Annotated in this window: 15 protein-coding genes; 9 read left to right on the forward strand and 6 right to left on the reverse strand. The window is 46.8% G+C overall.

Translation table 11 applies throughout. The features are described 5' to 3' along the window. The first annotated feature begins 3 nt into the window (after positions 1-3). Both H3S83_RS09155 and H3S83_RS09160 read left to right on the forward strand, forming a co-directional pair. Positions 4-1,344, forward strand: coding sequence for an ATP-binding protein (locus tag H3S83_RS09155; RefSeq protein ID WP_198239485.1), 1,341 nt, complete (start codon positions 4-6; stop codon positions 1,342-1,344). 119 nt (positions 1,345-1,463) lie between these two features. Further along, the gene (locus tag H3S83_RS09160) at positions 1,464-1,661 is read left to right on the forward strand and encodes a DUF3008 family protein (RefSeq protein WP_077972141.1); all 198 of its coding nucleotides are present in this window, start codon (positions 1,464-1,466) and stop codon (positions 1,659-1,661) included. A 250-nt stretch (positions 1,662-1,911) separates the two neighbouring features. On the opposite strand, the gene H3S83_RS11590 is transcribed toward H3S83_RS09160, so the two are convergent. From H3S83_RS11590 to H3S83_RS09175, 4 genes are all read right to left on the reverse strand, one after another. Next, entirely contained in the window at positions 1,912-2,040 is a 129-nt protein-coding gene (locus H3S83_RS11590; RefSeq protein ID WP_255520572.1) for a hypothetical protein, read from the reverse strand. Positions 2,041-2,329: 289 nt separating this feature from the next. Continuing rightward, positions 2,330-2,668 carry a tRNA-binding protein gene (locus H3S83_RS09165; protein WP_077972142.1) on the reverse strand — a complete coding sequence of 113 codons (339 nt, stop codon included), beginning with the start codon at positions 2,666-2,668 and terminating at the stop codon, positions 2,330-2,332. 92 nt (positions 2,669-2,760) lie between these two features. Continuing rightward, positions 2,761-3,261 (reverse strand): YbjN domain-containing protein, encoded by a 501-nt coding sequence (locus tag H3S83_RS09170; protein ID WP_198224175.1) that lies wholly within the window; start codon positions 3,259-3,261, stop codon positions 2,761-2,763. Positions 3,262-3,611: 350 nt separating this feature from the next. Then, positions 3,612-3,911 (reverse strand): accessory factor UbiK family protein, encoded by a 300-nt coding sequence (locus tag H3S83_RS09175; protein WP_198224173.1) that lies wholly within the window; start codon positions 3,909-3,911, stop codon positions 3,612-3,614. 379 nt (positions 3,912-4,290) lie between these two features. Here H3S83_RS09175 and lgt point away from each other — a divergent pair, with 379 nt between their 5' ends. From lgt to H3S83_RS09195, 4 genes are all read left to right on the forward strand, one after another. Continuing rightward, on the forward strand, positions 4,291-5,181 hold the full coding sequence (gene lgt / locus H3S83_RS09180) for a prolipoprotein diacylglyceryl transferase (RefSeq protein ID WP_198239486.1): 891 nt from the start codon (positions 4,291-4,293) through the stop codon (positions 5,179-5,181). Continuing rightward, positions 5,174-6,277: a class I SAM-dependent methyltransferase gene (locus H3S83_RS09185; RefSeq protein WP_198239487.1), complete on the forward strand. Its 1,104-nt coding sequence runs from the start codon at positions 5,174-5,176 to the stop codon at positions 6,275-6,277. Before lgt ends, H3S83_RS09185 begins: the two co-directional genes overlap by 8 nt. Next, on the forward strand, positions 6,274-7,113 hold the full coding sequence (gene pgeF / locus H3S83_RS09190) for a peptidoglycan editing factor PgeF (protein WP_370541346.1): 840 nt from the start codon (positions 6,274-6,276) through the stop codon (positions 7,111-7,113). The genes H3S83_RS09185 and pgeF overlap by 4 nt, the downstream gene beginning before the upstream one ends. Before the next feature lie 643 nt (positions 7,114-7,756). Then, on the forward strand, positions 7,757-8,689 hold the full coding sequence (locus tag H3S83_RS09195; RefSeq protein WP_077972152.1) for a ribose-phosphate pyrophosphokinase: 933 nt from the start codon (positions 7,757-7,759) through the stop codon (positions 8,687-8,689). A gap of 188 nt (positions 8,690-8,877) precedes the next feature. Here the strand turns inward: H3S83_RS09195 and H3S83_RS09200 are convergent, their stop codons facing one another. Further along, positions 8,878-10,407 carry an ATP-binding protein gene (locus tag H3S83_RS09200; RefSeq protein WP_077972153.1) on the reverse strand — a complete coding sequence of 510 codons (1,530 nt, stop codon included), beginning with the start codon at positions 10,405-10,407 and terminating at the stop codon, positions 8,878-8,880. 302 nt (positions 10,408-10,709) lie between these two features. On the opposite strand from H3S83_RS09200, the gene H3S83_RS09205 reads away from it, so the two are divergent. Then, positions 10,710-11,369, forward strand: a complete 660-nt coding sequence (locus H3S83_RS09205) for a 50S ribosomal protein L25/general stress protein Ctc (protein WP_077972154.1) — start codon at positions 10,710-10,712, stop codon at positions 11,367-11,369. A gap of 59 nt (positions 11,370-11,428) precedes the next feature. Continuing rightward, positions 11,429-12,142, forward strand: coding sequence for an aminoacyl-tRNA hydrolase (pth, locus tag H3S83_RS09210; protein ID WP_198239489.1), 714 nt, complete (start codon positions 11,429-11,431; stop codon positions 12,140-12,142). Between the two features lie 860 nt (positions 12,143-13,002). Here pth and H3S83_RS09215 read toward each other — a convergent pair. Beyond that, a complete protein-coding gene (locus tag H3S83_RS09215; protein ID WP_077972163.1) occupies positions 13,003-13,671 on the reverse strand; it encodes a L,D-transpeptidase in 669 nt (222 codons plus the stop codon). 219 nt (positions 13,672-13,890) lie between these two features. Here H3S83_RS09215 and ychF point away from each other — a divergent pair, with 219 nt between their 5' ends. Continuing rightward, positions 13,891-14,994 (forward strand): redox-regulated ATPase YchF, encoded by a 1,104-nt coding sequence (gene ychF / locus H3S83_RS09220; RefSeq protein WP_198239490.1) that lies wholly within the window; start codon positions 13,891-13,893, stop codon positions 14,992-14,994. The last annotated feature ends 177 nt before the right edge of the window (positions 14,995-15,171 follow it).

Genomic DNA, 15,171 nt, shown 5'->3' on the forward strand with positions numbered 1-15,171 from the left:
CGGATGGCCGGGCCTATCAACAGTTTTGGCCGTTGGCTGGCAAAGAAAATGCCAAAGCGCCTCTATGCGCGCTCGCTCATTATCATCATTGCCCCGATGGTTCTGTTACAATCGGTTATTGCCTATGTGTTTATGGAACGCCATTGGCAAATGGTGACAGAGCGTCTGTCAACCGCAGTTGTTCGTGATATTTCGGCCATTATCGACATTATCGAAACCTATCCGCAAGATGATAATTACAACAATATTACGCGTATTGCCCAGCAGCGTATGGGGCTCAATATTTCCATTCTTCCACCGGACCCTTTACCTCCTCCGGGACCAAAGCCTTTCTTTGCCATTCTTGATTATTTCCTGAGTGAAGAAATTACCCGCCAGATCAACCGTCCGTTCTGGATTGATACGGTCGGCGATTCAGATCTTGTCGAAATCCGCATCCGGCTTGATAACCATGTCTTGCGTGTCTTTGCCATGCGCTCGCAAGCTTATGCGTCCAATACAGGTATTTTTCTAAGCTGGATGATTGGCACGGCACTTGTTTTGCTGATCATTGCCATTTTCTTTTTGAGAAACCAGATCAAACCGATCCAGCAGCTCGCCGCAGCGGCCGACAGTTTCGGGCGCGGTCTGCCTTTGCCGGAAGGCTTCGAGCCGAGAGGTGCCGAAGAAGTGCGCCGTGCCGGAACTGCATTTTTGCGAATGCGCAAAAGAATCGAACGGCAGATCGAACAGCGCACCATGATGCTTTCAGGCGTAAGCCATGATTTGCGCACAATTCTGACCCGCTTCAAATTACAATTGGCTTTGGCAAAAGGAAGTTTCGATACCGCACCTCTCGAACAGGATATTGCCGACATGCAGAATATGCTGGAAGGCTATCTTGCCTTTGCCCGTGGCGAGGGAACCGAAAATGTCGGCGAGCTCGATTTGAGCGAATTGATGAAGACCCTTCAAAAGGATGCGGCATTACGCGAGCGCGGTTTTGTTTATCACATAGAGGGGTCTCCTCTCGTACAATTGAAACCGAAAGCCTTTTCAAGGCTTGTCAGCAATCTGGTTTCAAACAGCTTCCGTTATGCCAAAAATGTCGATGTCGCCATTGTTCATGACGACAATGACCTTGTCATCATTATTGACGATGATGGGCCGGGTATCCCCGCCAATATGCGCGAGGAAGTGTTCAAACCTTTCTTCCGGCTTGACGAGGCGCGCAATCAGGATGCGAGCGGCACCGGCCTTGGCCTTTCGATCGCTCAGGATATTGCCCGCAGCCATGGCGGCAATATTGTGCTTGATGATAGCCCGACAGGTGGCTTGCGCGTCATTGTTGAAATTCCACTCTAGCGCCCGATATGAAAAGGAATAGGCATTTGTTTTGACCATATTCCCGAGAACCGCCAAAGCACGGGACTGTCAGGGATTTGTTCTTTCCTTATGCCGTTCTTTTCAGAAAGGAAATCATCATGCCAGCTCGTTCCAAAGTCCAGCAGGAAGCAGCCGGAGCAGCCCTTGCAGCCAAACGCGGTAAAAGACCGGTAAGCTCGCTACAAGGCGCTTCCAAAAAAATGGAACAATCCATGACAGAAGAACAACTTGAGGATTTTGCCTCAACCAAGCGCAAGGATTTACCCGACAATATCGGCAAAAAATCAAAAAAATAAAAAACGCTATTTCGCGGTCGCGCCCTCGATATGGGTGACCAGCCTTGTTTTCATCTTAAGCGTCTCAAAAAGGCTGTTTGCACTGTTATCATCATATTGCTTGGTAATAGTATGGCTTATGACCGGTTGTGATCGGAGCATCGGGAATAATCCGTTGCTCTTGCTTTTCTTGCCGGTCTTGCAAGTCTACGTTTTTCCGCAGGCTTATTTATTATCATTTGCGGTCAAACGAGTCGCCTCCCCCTATCATTCAGAATGACGTGCCGATAACGAATCCCTTATCGGCGCGTTGCAAAAAGCGGTTTGCGACACCGTTTGTCAGTGTTTCCAGAGGAACAACATTTTTTGGGGAAAACAAAAGCCGCCTTTCCTTACGCATAACGGTTATTCCCGATTGCGAAAGCCATCATTTTTCCGGCGTTGACAAAGAAAAGATCGAGCGACCGGTTTTTTAAATCAAGTACCGACTGGCCTTTTTGGGTAACATACAGTGAATGGTTTTGAGCCATATTGCCATTCATTATCCGATGAAAATCATTAAAAAAGCGGGGCTCATTCGCCTTACCCGAACAAGCGTACTGTCGATTTCATCTTTTCGCAGCCAGTCGAGCAATACCGTCGTCAAAGTTCAGTCATTTCTCCCGCGACAGCCGGAGCTTCGATATTCTTTAGAATATACGACCGCCGACAGGAACTTCTTTTGACGGCTCAAGAAGCACGACATCACCGTTTTCATCCGGCAGACCAAGCGTAAGAACTTCCGACATGAACGGGCCGATCTGGCGCGGTGGAAAATTGACAACACATAGAACTTCGCGGCCGACGAGCTCATCGAGTTTATAATGCACGGTTATCTGGGCTGATGAAAGTTTGACACCGATCTCTTTGCCAAAATCGATTTTGAGCTTATAGGCGGGTTTGCGCGCTTCAGGGAAAGCTTTTGCCTCGATAATTTTACCGACACGGATATCGACTTTTAAAAAATCATCAAAATTAATTTCTGCCACCGCAAATACCCCTTTTTATTGTCGGCCCCTTTTTATCGCCGGTCTTTTTTATCGCTGGCACTTTTTGACCAACAGTCAAAAAACCTATCCGATCAGGCATTTCCCTTTGTTTCGAATAAAGCAAATTGTAGTGCATTTTCTGCCGAAAGCGAAGACCACGCCACCATCTGGAAAGCGCTATAATGCGTTTCACAAACATCAAGAGCATTGACAAGCAGGTTTTCCACTTGTGCGTTCGACGGATGCAAGCCACCCGAAAGCAACAATGCCTGCCGGAAAATGACCGACGAAGAATCTTCCCAGAAATCGAAATGCCCCATGAGCAATTTTTCATTGATTGCCAGAACCAATTTGCGCAGTTCTTTCTGTCTTTGTTTTGACACGGCAATATCGAATGCACATGCAAGATGCAGTGCTTCCTGATTTTCTATCCACGAAAAAGCAATATGATAATTTGTCCAATGTCCTTCGACACTGATTGTAATTTCATCCTCGGCTGTTCTCTCGAACGACCAATCATGTCCATTGGCCACCTGTTCAACCAAATCAACAGGATGAAGATCACGTTCCAAGTTGCCTACGGCAAGCCTCATTTCATTCCTCAATTCCAATGCGTTTTCGCATAAAAAACAGCAAAAGCCGCCATCACAGTGTTACCACTGTGTTCCAGTTGCCCGCACGATCCTTTAAATCCTACAAACGCATAAAACACTGACCCATTTGCGTACATAAATCGCGAACTAATCATAACCCCCGATTTCGATCTGTTCGCGAATCATCTTTTGTTTTCAGTGTATTGATCTAAATTGAGAGTGCTAGTCCCCCTGATTCAAAAAGCTGTTCAAGAATAAAAAAACAGGTCGGGAATAAAGTTCCGACCTGTCCTAAGAGACTCTGGATTAAGCATTTTTCTGACTTATTCACAGCCAAGAAAAACTGGGGATTATTTTTTCTTTTCGCTCTCTTTCGGTGAAGACGAAGCTGTTTTTGCCTTCGAAGCGGTCTTATTTTCTTCGTTATCAAGACGCTTTTTCAATTCTTCGACTTCTTGACGTGCTTTGGCTGCCATTTCTTTGACAACCTCGAACTCGTCACGATGAACAAAATCGAATTTATTAAGGACACGTTCCAACTGGGCACGAAAAGCTGTTTCGGCTTCCTTGCGTACACCTTGTGCAGCACCGGCTGCATCGGTCATCATTTTTGCAAGATCATCAAGAACGCGATTGGGTCCATTACTCATTTAGCCTATCCTTTTTTAAAACTGTTTCGAAGCCCATTAGAAATCTAACTCAAGCTAACATATAGAACATTTTTTTAAAATGAGGATAGCCGTTTTCTCCTGCCCCACCATCAAGATAAAAAATACACGTAGAAAAAGCTCTTTTTACAATGTCGAAGCTCTCTATCCGCTTCTTATTTTGCTAGCCGAACGCAACGTAAAACAGCCTTCCCGATAAAACAGCTTCCCGCGCTCGAAGGAGCCGCCAAGCGCCGAAAAAGTCCGATAGTTTAAAATTTTCAGCAAAGCTGATACACTTTCATAATCGGAATTGAGACTTGACCGGAACAGGTTCCTCGGTCATCTTCCCTTCTAAAATTTCAGGATATAGTAGTTTGCCATGAATGATCTTCCCCCTTGCCCTGCCATTGCCTTTCCCGATTTTTTGAACCCGATCATTGTTCAAATCGGACCGGTTGCACTGCATTGGTACGGGCTTGGCTATGTCATCGGAATTTTGTTCGCCTGGTGGTATGGTGGATTTCTTCTCCGGAAAAAATCACTCTGGTATAACGACACTCCTCCGATGACCCCGCAATTATTGGGTGATTTCGTGGTTTGGGCAGCGATCGGTGTTGTTGTCGGCGGGCGTCTCGGGCAAGTTTTATTTTGGGACCCGCACTATTATTTCAGCCATCCGGCCGAAATCATCGCCGTCTGGGACGGTGGCATGGCCTTTCATGGCGGGCTTATCGGAACCATTATTGCGATGATCTGGTTTGCCCTAAAACACAAGATCGGTATCTGGACCATGTTTGACACCATTGCTGCCGGCGTGCCTGTTGGTCTCGGTGTGGTGCGCATTTGTAATTTTATCAATCAGGAATTATGGGGCAATGTGACAAGTGTTCAATGGGCAGTCTGTTTTCCGCGCGATCCCGATTATCTTCCCCGCCACCCGAGCCAGCTTTACGAAGCGCTAATGGAAGGCCTCATATTGTTCATCGTGCTTGCCATTCTGGTTTTTGCATTCAAAGCCTTGCGGAAACCCGGAATTGTTTCAGGCACCTTCATTTTCGGTTATGGCATTGCCCGCATGATTTCGGAAATATTCCGTGTCCCCGGTGAAGATCCTGAATGGTTCAGTAATATTTTTTCCGGTACCGGTTTCACCTATGGTATGGCCCTGTCGCTTCCCATGGTGCTCTTCGGCCTTTACGCTATTTGGCGGGCTTTCAAACACTCTCCGGAAAACAAAACCGGACTTCATTCGATAAAAAACGATGGATGATCTTAAGACAAAAATTTGCGAATTGATCGCGCTTCAGGGACCCATGCGGGTGAGCACCTTCATGACATTGGCCTTGGGAGACGAACAAAACGGCTATTACAAAAACGCTTCCCCCTTCGGTAAAGAAGGTGATTTCATCACCGCACCGGAAATAAGCCAGATGTTTGGCGAGCTTATCGGCATCTGGGTGATTGAAACTTTCAACACGTTGAATAAACCCTCTTCTTTCAGCCTTTGTGAGTTGGGGCCGGGACGCGGCACATTGATGCAGGATTTGTTACGCACAATCAAAAAGCTCTCGGTCGAATGTTTTGAAGCTGCAAATGTTTTGATGGTCGAAACATCGGACAAGCTTATTCAACAACAAAAACAGGCTCTTTCTGCTTATGGTGACAACATCCATTGGCTCAAGAATTTCAATAAACTCGCCTGCGCCCCGCTCATTCTCGTTGCAAACGAATTTCTTGATGCTTTGCCGATTGACCAGTTCATCAAAATTGACGGTCAATGGCATGAACGACTTATTGCGACAGATGACAATGATCAGCTCGGATTTGCTGTCGGCAACAATGTGCTTGATCAAACAGGCTTGCCGAAGAAATATCAGGATTTGCCCGAAGGCTCGGTTCTGGAGCTTTCACCCGCAAGACTGCAATTTGTGGAACAGGTTTTAAAACATCTCTCCCGCTATCACGGCTCTGCACTTTTTATCGATTACGGCAGCACCGGTCTTCCCTATGGTGATACATTGCAGGCAATTTCCCGTCACGCATTCAGCAATATTTTTGCAAATCCCGGAAAAGATGATCTGACAAGCCACGTCGATTTTTCTTCACTTGAGGTTATTGCCGAACGCCAAGGGATTTCATCGGGTGTCATAACACAAGGCGCCTTTCTAACCGGCATGGGGCTCATTGAACGAGCCGGTCAATTGGGCGCAAACAAAAGTCCCGCTGTTCAGGAAAAAATACGCTCGGTAGTGGAAAGATTGGCCGCACCAAACGAAATGGGAACGCTTTTTAAAGTGCTTTGTCTGAGTGACAAAAAAACCGGCCTTCACCGGTTGTTTACTGCCGGCAATATATCCCATAATTGACAAGCGGTTTTGAAAACGCCACGATAAGACAACCAGATATAACGGTCATTCACATGTCACAATTGCCATCGCCGGTTTTTTCACCTTCCCTTAAAGTTTTAGAAAAAGCAGGCATAAACCATGCTTTTTTTACCCGTCAGGGTGGCGTGTCCCACGGGATTTACGAAAGCTTGAACCTTGGTCGCGGCTCCAATGACGACAAAGAAAATGTCGAAAAAAATCGTGAAATTGTTGCTGCCTATATGGGGATAAAACCGGAAAACCTGATTAATCTTTATCAGATCCACTCTCCCCATGCATTGATCATCAACGAGCCGATTAAAGGTGAACGACCACATGCCGATGCCTTGGTCACTAATAAAAAGGGACTCGCTTTGGGGATTTTGACAGCCGATTGCGGACCTGTTCTTTTTGCCGACCCGAAAGCCCACGTCATTGGTGCTGCACACGCCGGTTGGAGAGGTGCTTTGGCAGGTGTTGTCGAAAATACTGTTGCAGCGATGGAAACACTGGGCGCAAAACGGGCAGATATTGTTGCAACATTGGGACCGTCAATTGGCCCCGAACATTACGAGGTTGGCAAAGAATTTTACGAAACTTTCGTCAATAGTCGTGCCTCATTTAAAAATTTCTTTGTTCCGTCAGAACGCTTCGAACATTTCTTCTTCAACCTTTGGGATTTTGTGTTAGCCCGCCTTGATGAGGCCGGTGTCCATGGCGATTGCCTGAAGCTTTGTACCTATGCTGATGAAAAACGTTTTTTTTCCTATCGTCGCAAGACACATTTGAACGAACCCGATTATGGACGGCAGATTTCTGTTATTACCATTTCGTGAATATGTTCGATGTTCTGACAAGGATTTTTGTGAGTGCCAACTGATTTGGCTTTGTTTCATGCTGTTTCTTTAATGTTGTCTTTGCCCGTTTCAATTTCATAAGAATGTTGAAACCGGCTTGTGACCAATCCGTGAACAAGCTTGATGGCGAAATGATAAGGAAAGTTCCCTTTCACATTAAACCTTGAAGCGGAGTTTCATTTTTGAACCTGATAAGAAAGACAAACTGCGCCCGCGATAAAACCACAAACAAGCGGGAATCACATTGAGTGAAGAAAAACCGGTACCGGTTTTCGTAAAGTCTTGTGTTTTTTGCAAAGAGAAACACACTTTTTAATCAAGCAAACGCCATGGAGTGTATTAACACACAGTGCATTAAAAAAGCGCTCATTAAAACATGGCGCATAAAAAAAGCCGGTTTGAAAGGATGAAGCAAAACCTGCGGAATTTGCAGTTGGTCAATAATCTGACAGTTATGCACTGAAACTCCGCTTTTTTTCGAAATATTATTTTTTTACCGGTGCAAAAACAAAACATTCAAATAAAAATGGACCGAGTGACAATATGAACTCTTGCAATCTGATAACAAAAAGTTAAAACCGCTCCCAGAAAGTCTGTTTTCTTTAGAGCCAGGGACCAAGCCATGAAACTTTTCTGCGGCAATTCCAACCCACGCCTTGCCGAAGACGTAACCAAATATCTCAACATTCCTATGGGTAAAGCAACGGTAAGACGCTTTGCCGATCAGGAAATTTTTGTTGAACTCCATGAAAATGTTCGCGGTGAGGATGTTTTCCTTATCCAGTCGACATCCTATCCGGCCAATGACCATTTAATGGAACTGCTCATTATGATTGATGCGGTTCGTCGCGCTTCTGCACGCCGCATTACTGCTGTTATTCCTTATTTCGGTTATGCAAGACAAGACCGCAAACCCGGCCCCAGAACACCGATTTCAGCCAAACTTGTTGCCAATCTATTGACTGAAGCCGGCGCAAACCGCGTTTTGACGCTTGATCTTCATGCAGGCCAAATTCAAGGCTTTTTCGATATTCCGACCGATAATCTTTATGCGGTTCCGGTCATTGCACGCGATGTCAAAAACAACTATTCGCTCAAAAATGTCATGGTGGTTTCACCGGATGTCGGCGGTGTTGTTCGCGCCCGCTCACTTGCAAAACGCCTTGATTGCCTGCTAGCCATCGTCGACAAACGCCGCGAGCGCCCTGGTGAATCGGAAGTTATGAATGTGATTGGCGATGTTTCGGGAAAAGATTGTCTTTTGCTTGATGACATTGTCGATTCCGGTGGCACACTTTGCAACGCTGCCGAAGCCCTTTTGAAAAAAGGTGCGAAGAGTGTAACCGCCTATATTACCCACGGTGTTCTTTCAGGCGGCGCTATTGCCCGCATCGCCGGTTCCAAGCTGAAAGAGCTTGTTATCACCAATTCCATCATGCCGACACCGGCTGTTGAACAGGCTCCCAATATTCGCGTTTTGCCTATTTCCGACCTTATCGGCGAGGCTATTTCGCGCACAGCAGCCGAACAATCGGTTTCAAGCCTGTTTGATTAAAAGTTTCATTTGTTAGCGAAAGAAGGCCGCAGAGATTTTGTTTCTGCGGTCTTTTATTATGTAATCGAAGCTTTTATCGAACCGGAGCTGCTGCTGAACCGGATGTTTTGTCGGTCATAAGTTTTTTATGAAACTCGATCTTTCCATGTGAACGTAGATCTTTCGTCACTTTTTGGGCAAATGCGCTTTTATTCGGCTGCATCCCTTTTGTTCTGAAAATCGTCCGGTGCATCGGGGTCGCCCGGCAATGTCTCGAGGCCGAGATCGGGAAAAGCGGCAATGCGTTTGCCGCCGAAATCGGTTCTTACCACCAGAAGCCCGCGTTCTTCAAAATAGGTTAGAAGGTGACGTGCGCGACTCATAGAATGCGTACCATAAAGGCGGGCAAGCGTTGCATCGGAAGGGCATGGTTTGCCACTCACGGCAGCTTCGGCGACATTCAAAAACACACCTTGAATATCATCGGTCAAAGTTTCGGAAAGCGCTAAAGCTTTTTGCCACGTTTCGCTTGAAGCTGTTTCCTCGTCAATAGCGGCTTGTGCTAGTGCAAGTTTGCGCCTGAACTGGGCAAGATCAAGCGGTTCTCCCGGAACACGGTGAATGCGGCAGCGCACCAGAAAATCCTGATAAAGCACTGCAACCGAACGGAAAGAAGCATCTTTATCATCAACAATTTCGCGTAATACCGCATCAAGTTCGGCTTCGCGTTCCTGTTCGTCAATTTCAGGAAAGAGGCTTTGAGCTTCTTGTGGTTCTTCCTGCTTCTGGCGCACCAGCTCTTCCAATATTTCATTGGTCGGTTTGGGCGGTGGCGGAGGTGCGGCGCGCCTTATCGGCATAATCATTTCTTCAGGCGATGGTGTGAAGATCAGGTCTTCCGCATCGACTGGCGCTTCTGGCAAAGGAAGAAGTTTGGGGCTTGTCGAACGGGCAGCTGTTTCCACGGGGCCAATGACCACATGAAGCGGGCGGCGCGACAAAGCCGGACCGAGCGCTACAAAATGCCCGCGTTCAAGATCGCGGAACATTTCCGCCTGACGGCGCTCCATGCCTAAAAGATCGGCAGCACGCGCCATATCAATATCAAGAAATGTGCGCCCCATTAAGAAGTTCGAAGCTTCGGCGGCAACATTTTTTGCAAGTTTCGCAAGACGCTGGGTGGCAATCACACCGGCAAGTCCACGTTTTCTACCACGACACATGAGATTGGTCATGGCTCCAAGCGAAAGCTTGCGCGCTTCGTCGGAAACATCGCCTGCGGCAGCGGGAGCAAATAATTGTGCTTCGTCCACCACCACCAGAAGCGGATACCAATAATCGCGCTCGGCATCAAAAAGACCGCCCAGAAAGGCGGCTGCGGCACGCATTTGTTGTTCGGTATCAAGCCCTTCAAGGTTCAAAATAGCAGAAACACGATGCTGGCGCACACGCGCGGCAATACGTGTCAATTCGACTTCGGTGCGTTGTGCTTCGACAACCACATGGCCGAATTTGTCGGCAAGCGTAACAAAATCCCCTTCCGGATCAATCACACATTGCTGCACCCAATGGGCGCTTTGTTCAAGCAGCCTGCGCAACAAATGCGATTTTCCCGAACCGGAATTGCCTTGCACCAGCAAACGCGTTGCCAATAATTCTTCAAGATCAAGGCTCGCCACTTTCGAGCCGGTCAAGGCACCACGTTCAAAAATAGTTCCAAGATTGATGTCGACAGTCATTGCCAAGCCATCAATTGCCGAACCGTGAAAAGGCTCCGAGAATAGTAAAATAAAAATATGGTTGATTCTTTTTCCATGATTCCTTTTAGCATTTCCTTGTCAAAAGGTGAAAAAAACGTCATTTTTTCCCACAACTCTTGCAAGCTCGCAATCTTTCCATTATAGCATCCCAATCCACGTCGACACCCTTGGAGGCAGCGTGGAATGGAACGGGGACAGTCTTTGCCCTTATTCCATATTCATGTCCGGAGCTGTTGAACATTCCCCGCATGGATCTCCAATTTTTGAAAAGGACTTAAGCCATGAGCAAAGTTTATACACTCAAGGCCGAAGCACGCGAACGGGTTGGTAAGGGGTCCTCTCGTCACCTTCGCCGCAACGGTCTTGTTCCAGCAGTTATTTACGGCGATAAAAAGCCTGCACTTTCCATTGCCCTTCCCTATAAGGACATTTTTTACAAGATTCACGGTGGTGCATTCTTCACAACTATTGCCTCGATTGAAGTCGGCAACGAGAAGATTGAAGTTTTGCCAACCGATTACCAGCTTGATCCGGTACGTGACTTCCCGATGCATGTCGATTTCTTGCGTGTTACAGAAAAATCGGTTGTTCACGTCAATGTTCCTGTCCACTTCCTCAATGAAGAAGAAGCTCCTGGTATCAAGACCGGCGGCGTTTTGAACATTGTTCGCCACGAAGTCGAACTTGCTGTTCCGGCTCACCATATTCCGGAAGCTATCAAGGTTGACCTTACCGGTTTGGAAGTTGGTGATTCCGTCCACATTTCCGACATCAAATTGCCGGAAGGCGTTACGCCGCTCATCAAGGACCGCGATTTCACCATTGCAACCATTGCAGCTCCTGTTGCATTGCCTGTTGAAGATGAAACACCGGCAACTGATGAAGCCACAGCAGCAACAGAGGAAACACCTGCTGAGACAACTGAAGAAAAAGCTGAATAATTTTTTTAAAAAAGGCGGGAAAAATTTTTCCGCCTTTTCTTTCCAAGTGAGGTTTATCCATGTTGCTCATTGCCGGTCTCGGCAATCCCGGTTTCGAATATCAGGATAACCGCCACAATATCGGTTTCATGGCGGTTGATGAGATCAATCGCAAATACAAGTTCTCATCGTGGAATAAAAAGTTTAACGCACTTATTTCCAGCGGAACGATAGAAGGTGAAAAAGTCCTTCTTCTTAAACCTCAAACCTATATGAATCTTTCCGGTCAGGCTGTTGGCGAAGCGATGCGCTTTTACAAGCTGCAACCGGAAAACATCATTGTCATTCATGACGAGCTTGATCTTGTCCCCGGAAAATTGCGGGTCAAAACCGGCGGCTCGAGCGGCGGCCATAACGGCATCAAATCCATTGACGCCCATTGTGGAAACAATTATCGCCGCATCCGTATCGGCATCGGCCATCCCCCATCAAAGGAACAAGTAACAAACCATGTGCTCGGCAATTTTTCCAAAGCCGATCATGAATGGCTTGATCCTCTTCTTCAATTATTGGCCGACAATCTCGGCTTGCTTATTAATGGTAAAGACAGCCTGTTCATGAACCGGATTTCACTGGCACATGAGAAAGAGACCGAAAGCGACCATAAAACCGGTGGCGACAAGCCCAAAAAGCAAAGCCACATCAGACAGGCTCGCCCCGCCCAAGCAAAAGAACTTCCAGCCACCGGACCGATGGCCGACATGTTGAAAAAGCTTTTCAAAAATAACGAGTAAAAAACCCGCTTTGCTTTTTATAAAGGGAATCGCTGCGATAAAATCGTGCGGCTTGGCTTTATCCAAAAACTAAGCCCCGTGACACGGTCGAAGCGGATAGCCCGCAAACACGAAAAGATTATATCCGGCCTCACGGTAATCTTCACCTACCAACGCTGACAATGGAATTTTTCTTAACTTGGCGGAAAATAGAATAATGTATTGCGCCAGGTTTTTGACTTTCAAAATCCTTAAATTGTCGGGCCTTGACTTGTCGGGGCTTTACCCGTTCCAATTTCTATTTTGATACGGCGAGTTATGTTGGCAGTCACGATGATTCATCAATCACCGACTAACGCTTTGACATGACAGAAGCCGGAAATTGGACATGAAAGCCCGCTGGAATTTACTTTTTCTGCCATTTTTAAGAAAAGAGGCAAAAAGCGAGCTAACCAAGGCAATAGACAATCCCTTTTGTTTAATTCGCAGAAAATAATAGGTTACAAAAATAATAAGCCGCAAAAAACAAATTTTTGAACAGTGCCTTCACAATATCACCGCAAAACGCCTGTAACCAAGTCGATAAGAGGCGAAAGTGATATGACTTAACGACTCTGATAAATCGCTATACCCCAATTTTAAAATGCGGGCTTTCTGGCAAATAACGCGTTCCAGCTATTATCAGAAAAACCCCGAAGCATTGCTTTTCAAACTCTTGGCCTATCTGAAACCGCGCCCTATCGGCGTTTAGGAGCTATCGTGAACGAGCTTAATAAAGCCGCAACGGGATAGCGACGACAGTTTTGATTATCAAAATCAAACCCGTTTCAGACAAGAAAAACTTTTATATCAGCCGACGGGTTATCTTTTGTTTGAGATGATCAGGAAAGCCCCTGCTCGTTGTGTTGTAGAACGATAACATGGGTTCCTTCGGGAACACGGCCGTAAAGGTCGATGATATCCTGATTGAGCAAGCGTATGCACCCGCTCGACACCGCCTTACCGATTGACCATTCTTCATGGGAGCCATGAATCCGGAACAATGTGTCTCGCCCATCCTTGAAAAGGTAAAGTGCGCGTGCACCCAGCGGATTATCCGGTCCTGCCGGCATACCATCACCCAGATGTCCGTAACGGTCGGGTTCGCGCTCCATCATATCCTGTGTCGGATGCCATATCGGCCACATGCGTTTATATTGTACGATAGCTTCCCCTTCAAGCGCCAGACCGGCTTTGCCGACGCCAACGCCGTAGCGTAGCGCGCGACCGTTTTCCTGAACGAGATAGAGAAAACGTGCTTGCGTGTCGACAACCAGAGTACCGGGGTGATAAGGACCGTTGAACGCCACTTCCTGACGCCAGTATTTCGGGTTGATCTTGCTCATATCGACAGCCGGAAGCGGATAAGGTTCGTTCATCACCGGACCATAAAGCGCTTTGATATCGGCCGGAACCGGCCATGACTGTTCTACTTGTGGTTGATTGCTTACGCAGGCGGCGAGCGCCAAAGGTGCGGCAATGATGAATGTACGCCGAGACAGGTGCCTCATGATAACTCCATACAAAATATCGGATTGTTGCTAACACTGAAAGCTTAGCCAATCGTTAAAATAGGCAAGTTTTTGGCAAAAACGAGAATGAAGATAAAAATCGGAACAACTGTATCTTTTTCGCATCAAAATTGGCTCTTTAACTGGTTTCTGTTAAAAAACGTGCTATAGAACCAGTCATATTGACAAGCTTACCGGATTAGGATTGAGAGAATTTCCATGGGTTTTAAATGTGGTATTGTCGGATTACCCAATGTGGGCAAATCCACACTCTTTAACGCTTTGACAAAAACTGCGGCGGCTCAGGCTGCCAATTATCCGTTTTGTACAATCGAACCGAATACCGGTGAAGTTGCTGTCCCTGATCCGCGGTTAAAAAAGCTTGCTGCCATTGCCGGTTCGAAAGAAATCATCCCCACACGCATCAGCTTTGTCGATATTGCCGGTCTTGTTCGTGGTGCTTCGAAAGGCGAAGGATTGGGAAACCAGTTTTTGGCCAATATTCGCGAAGTCGATGCCATTGTCCATGTGCTGCGTTGTTTTATTGATGACGATATCACCCATGTCGAAGGCCGGATTGATCCGGTGTCAGACGCTGCGACTGTTGAAACAGAATTGATGCTGTCCGATCTTGAAAGTCTCGAGCGGCGCATTGTGCAAATGAGAAAACGCGCAACCGGCAAAGACAAGGAAGCTTTGACTGTTCTTCCCATGATGGAAGAAGCTTTGAAGCTTTTACAAAATGGCAAGCCGGTACGCCTCCTCATCAAAGATATTTCCGCCGATGATCGGCAAATTCTCGATTCCTTTAATTTGTTGACCTCGAAGCCTGTGCTTTACGTTTGCAATGTTGCCGAAAGCGATGCGGCAACCGGCAATGATTTTTCAAAAGCAGTCGAAAAAATGGCTGCTGAACAAGGTGCCGAAAGCGTTATTATTTCAGCCGAAATCGAGGCGGAAGTTGCGCAATTGCCGGAAGCGGAAGCCAAAGAATATCTTGAGGAGCTCGGGCTTCATGAGCCGGGGCTCGACCGTTTGATTCGCGCGGGCTATCACCTGCTTGACCTCATTACCTATTTTACCTGCGGCCCGAAAGAAACGCGCGCCTGGACCATCAAGCGCGGTACCAAAGCCCCGCAGGCGGCAGGCGTTATCCATTCCGATTTTGAACGCGGTTTTATCCGTGCCCAAACAATTGCCTATCAGGATTATGTCGATCTTGGTGGTGAAGTTGCGGCAAAAGAAGCGGGCAAAGCGCGCGACGAAGGCAAGGATTATGTTGTTGAAGATGGCGATGTCATGCTTTTCAAGCATAATTCCTGATCTCCTTACAACCTATCGCACCGGTTTTGCTCATTTTCCGGCCGTTTTTTGATAAACAAACCGGTTTTAATATTTTCGGGAGGATCTCGAAAACTGATAATATAAAAGCCGTCCGGAAAAATTCCGGACGGCTTTTTTCAAATAGATTCTATAGAAAACCATAGGCTTTCGATAGAA

The sequence above is a fragment of the Bartonella sp. W8122 genome, assembly GCF_016102485.1.
In the GTDB taxonomy this organism is placed as follows: Bacteria; Pseudomonadota; Alphaproteobacteria; order Rhizobiales; family Rhizobiaceae; genus Bartonella; species Bartonella apihabitans.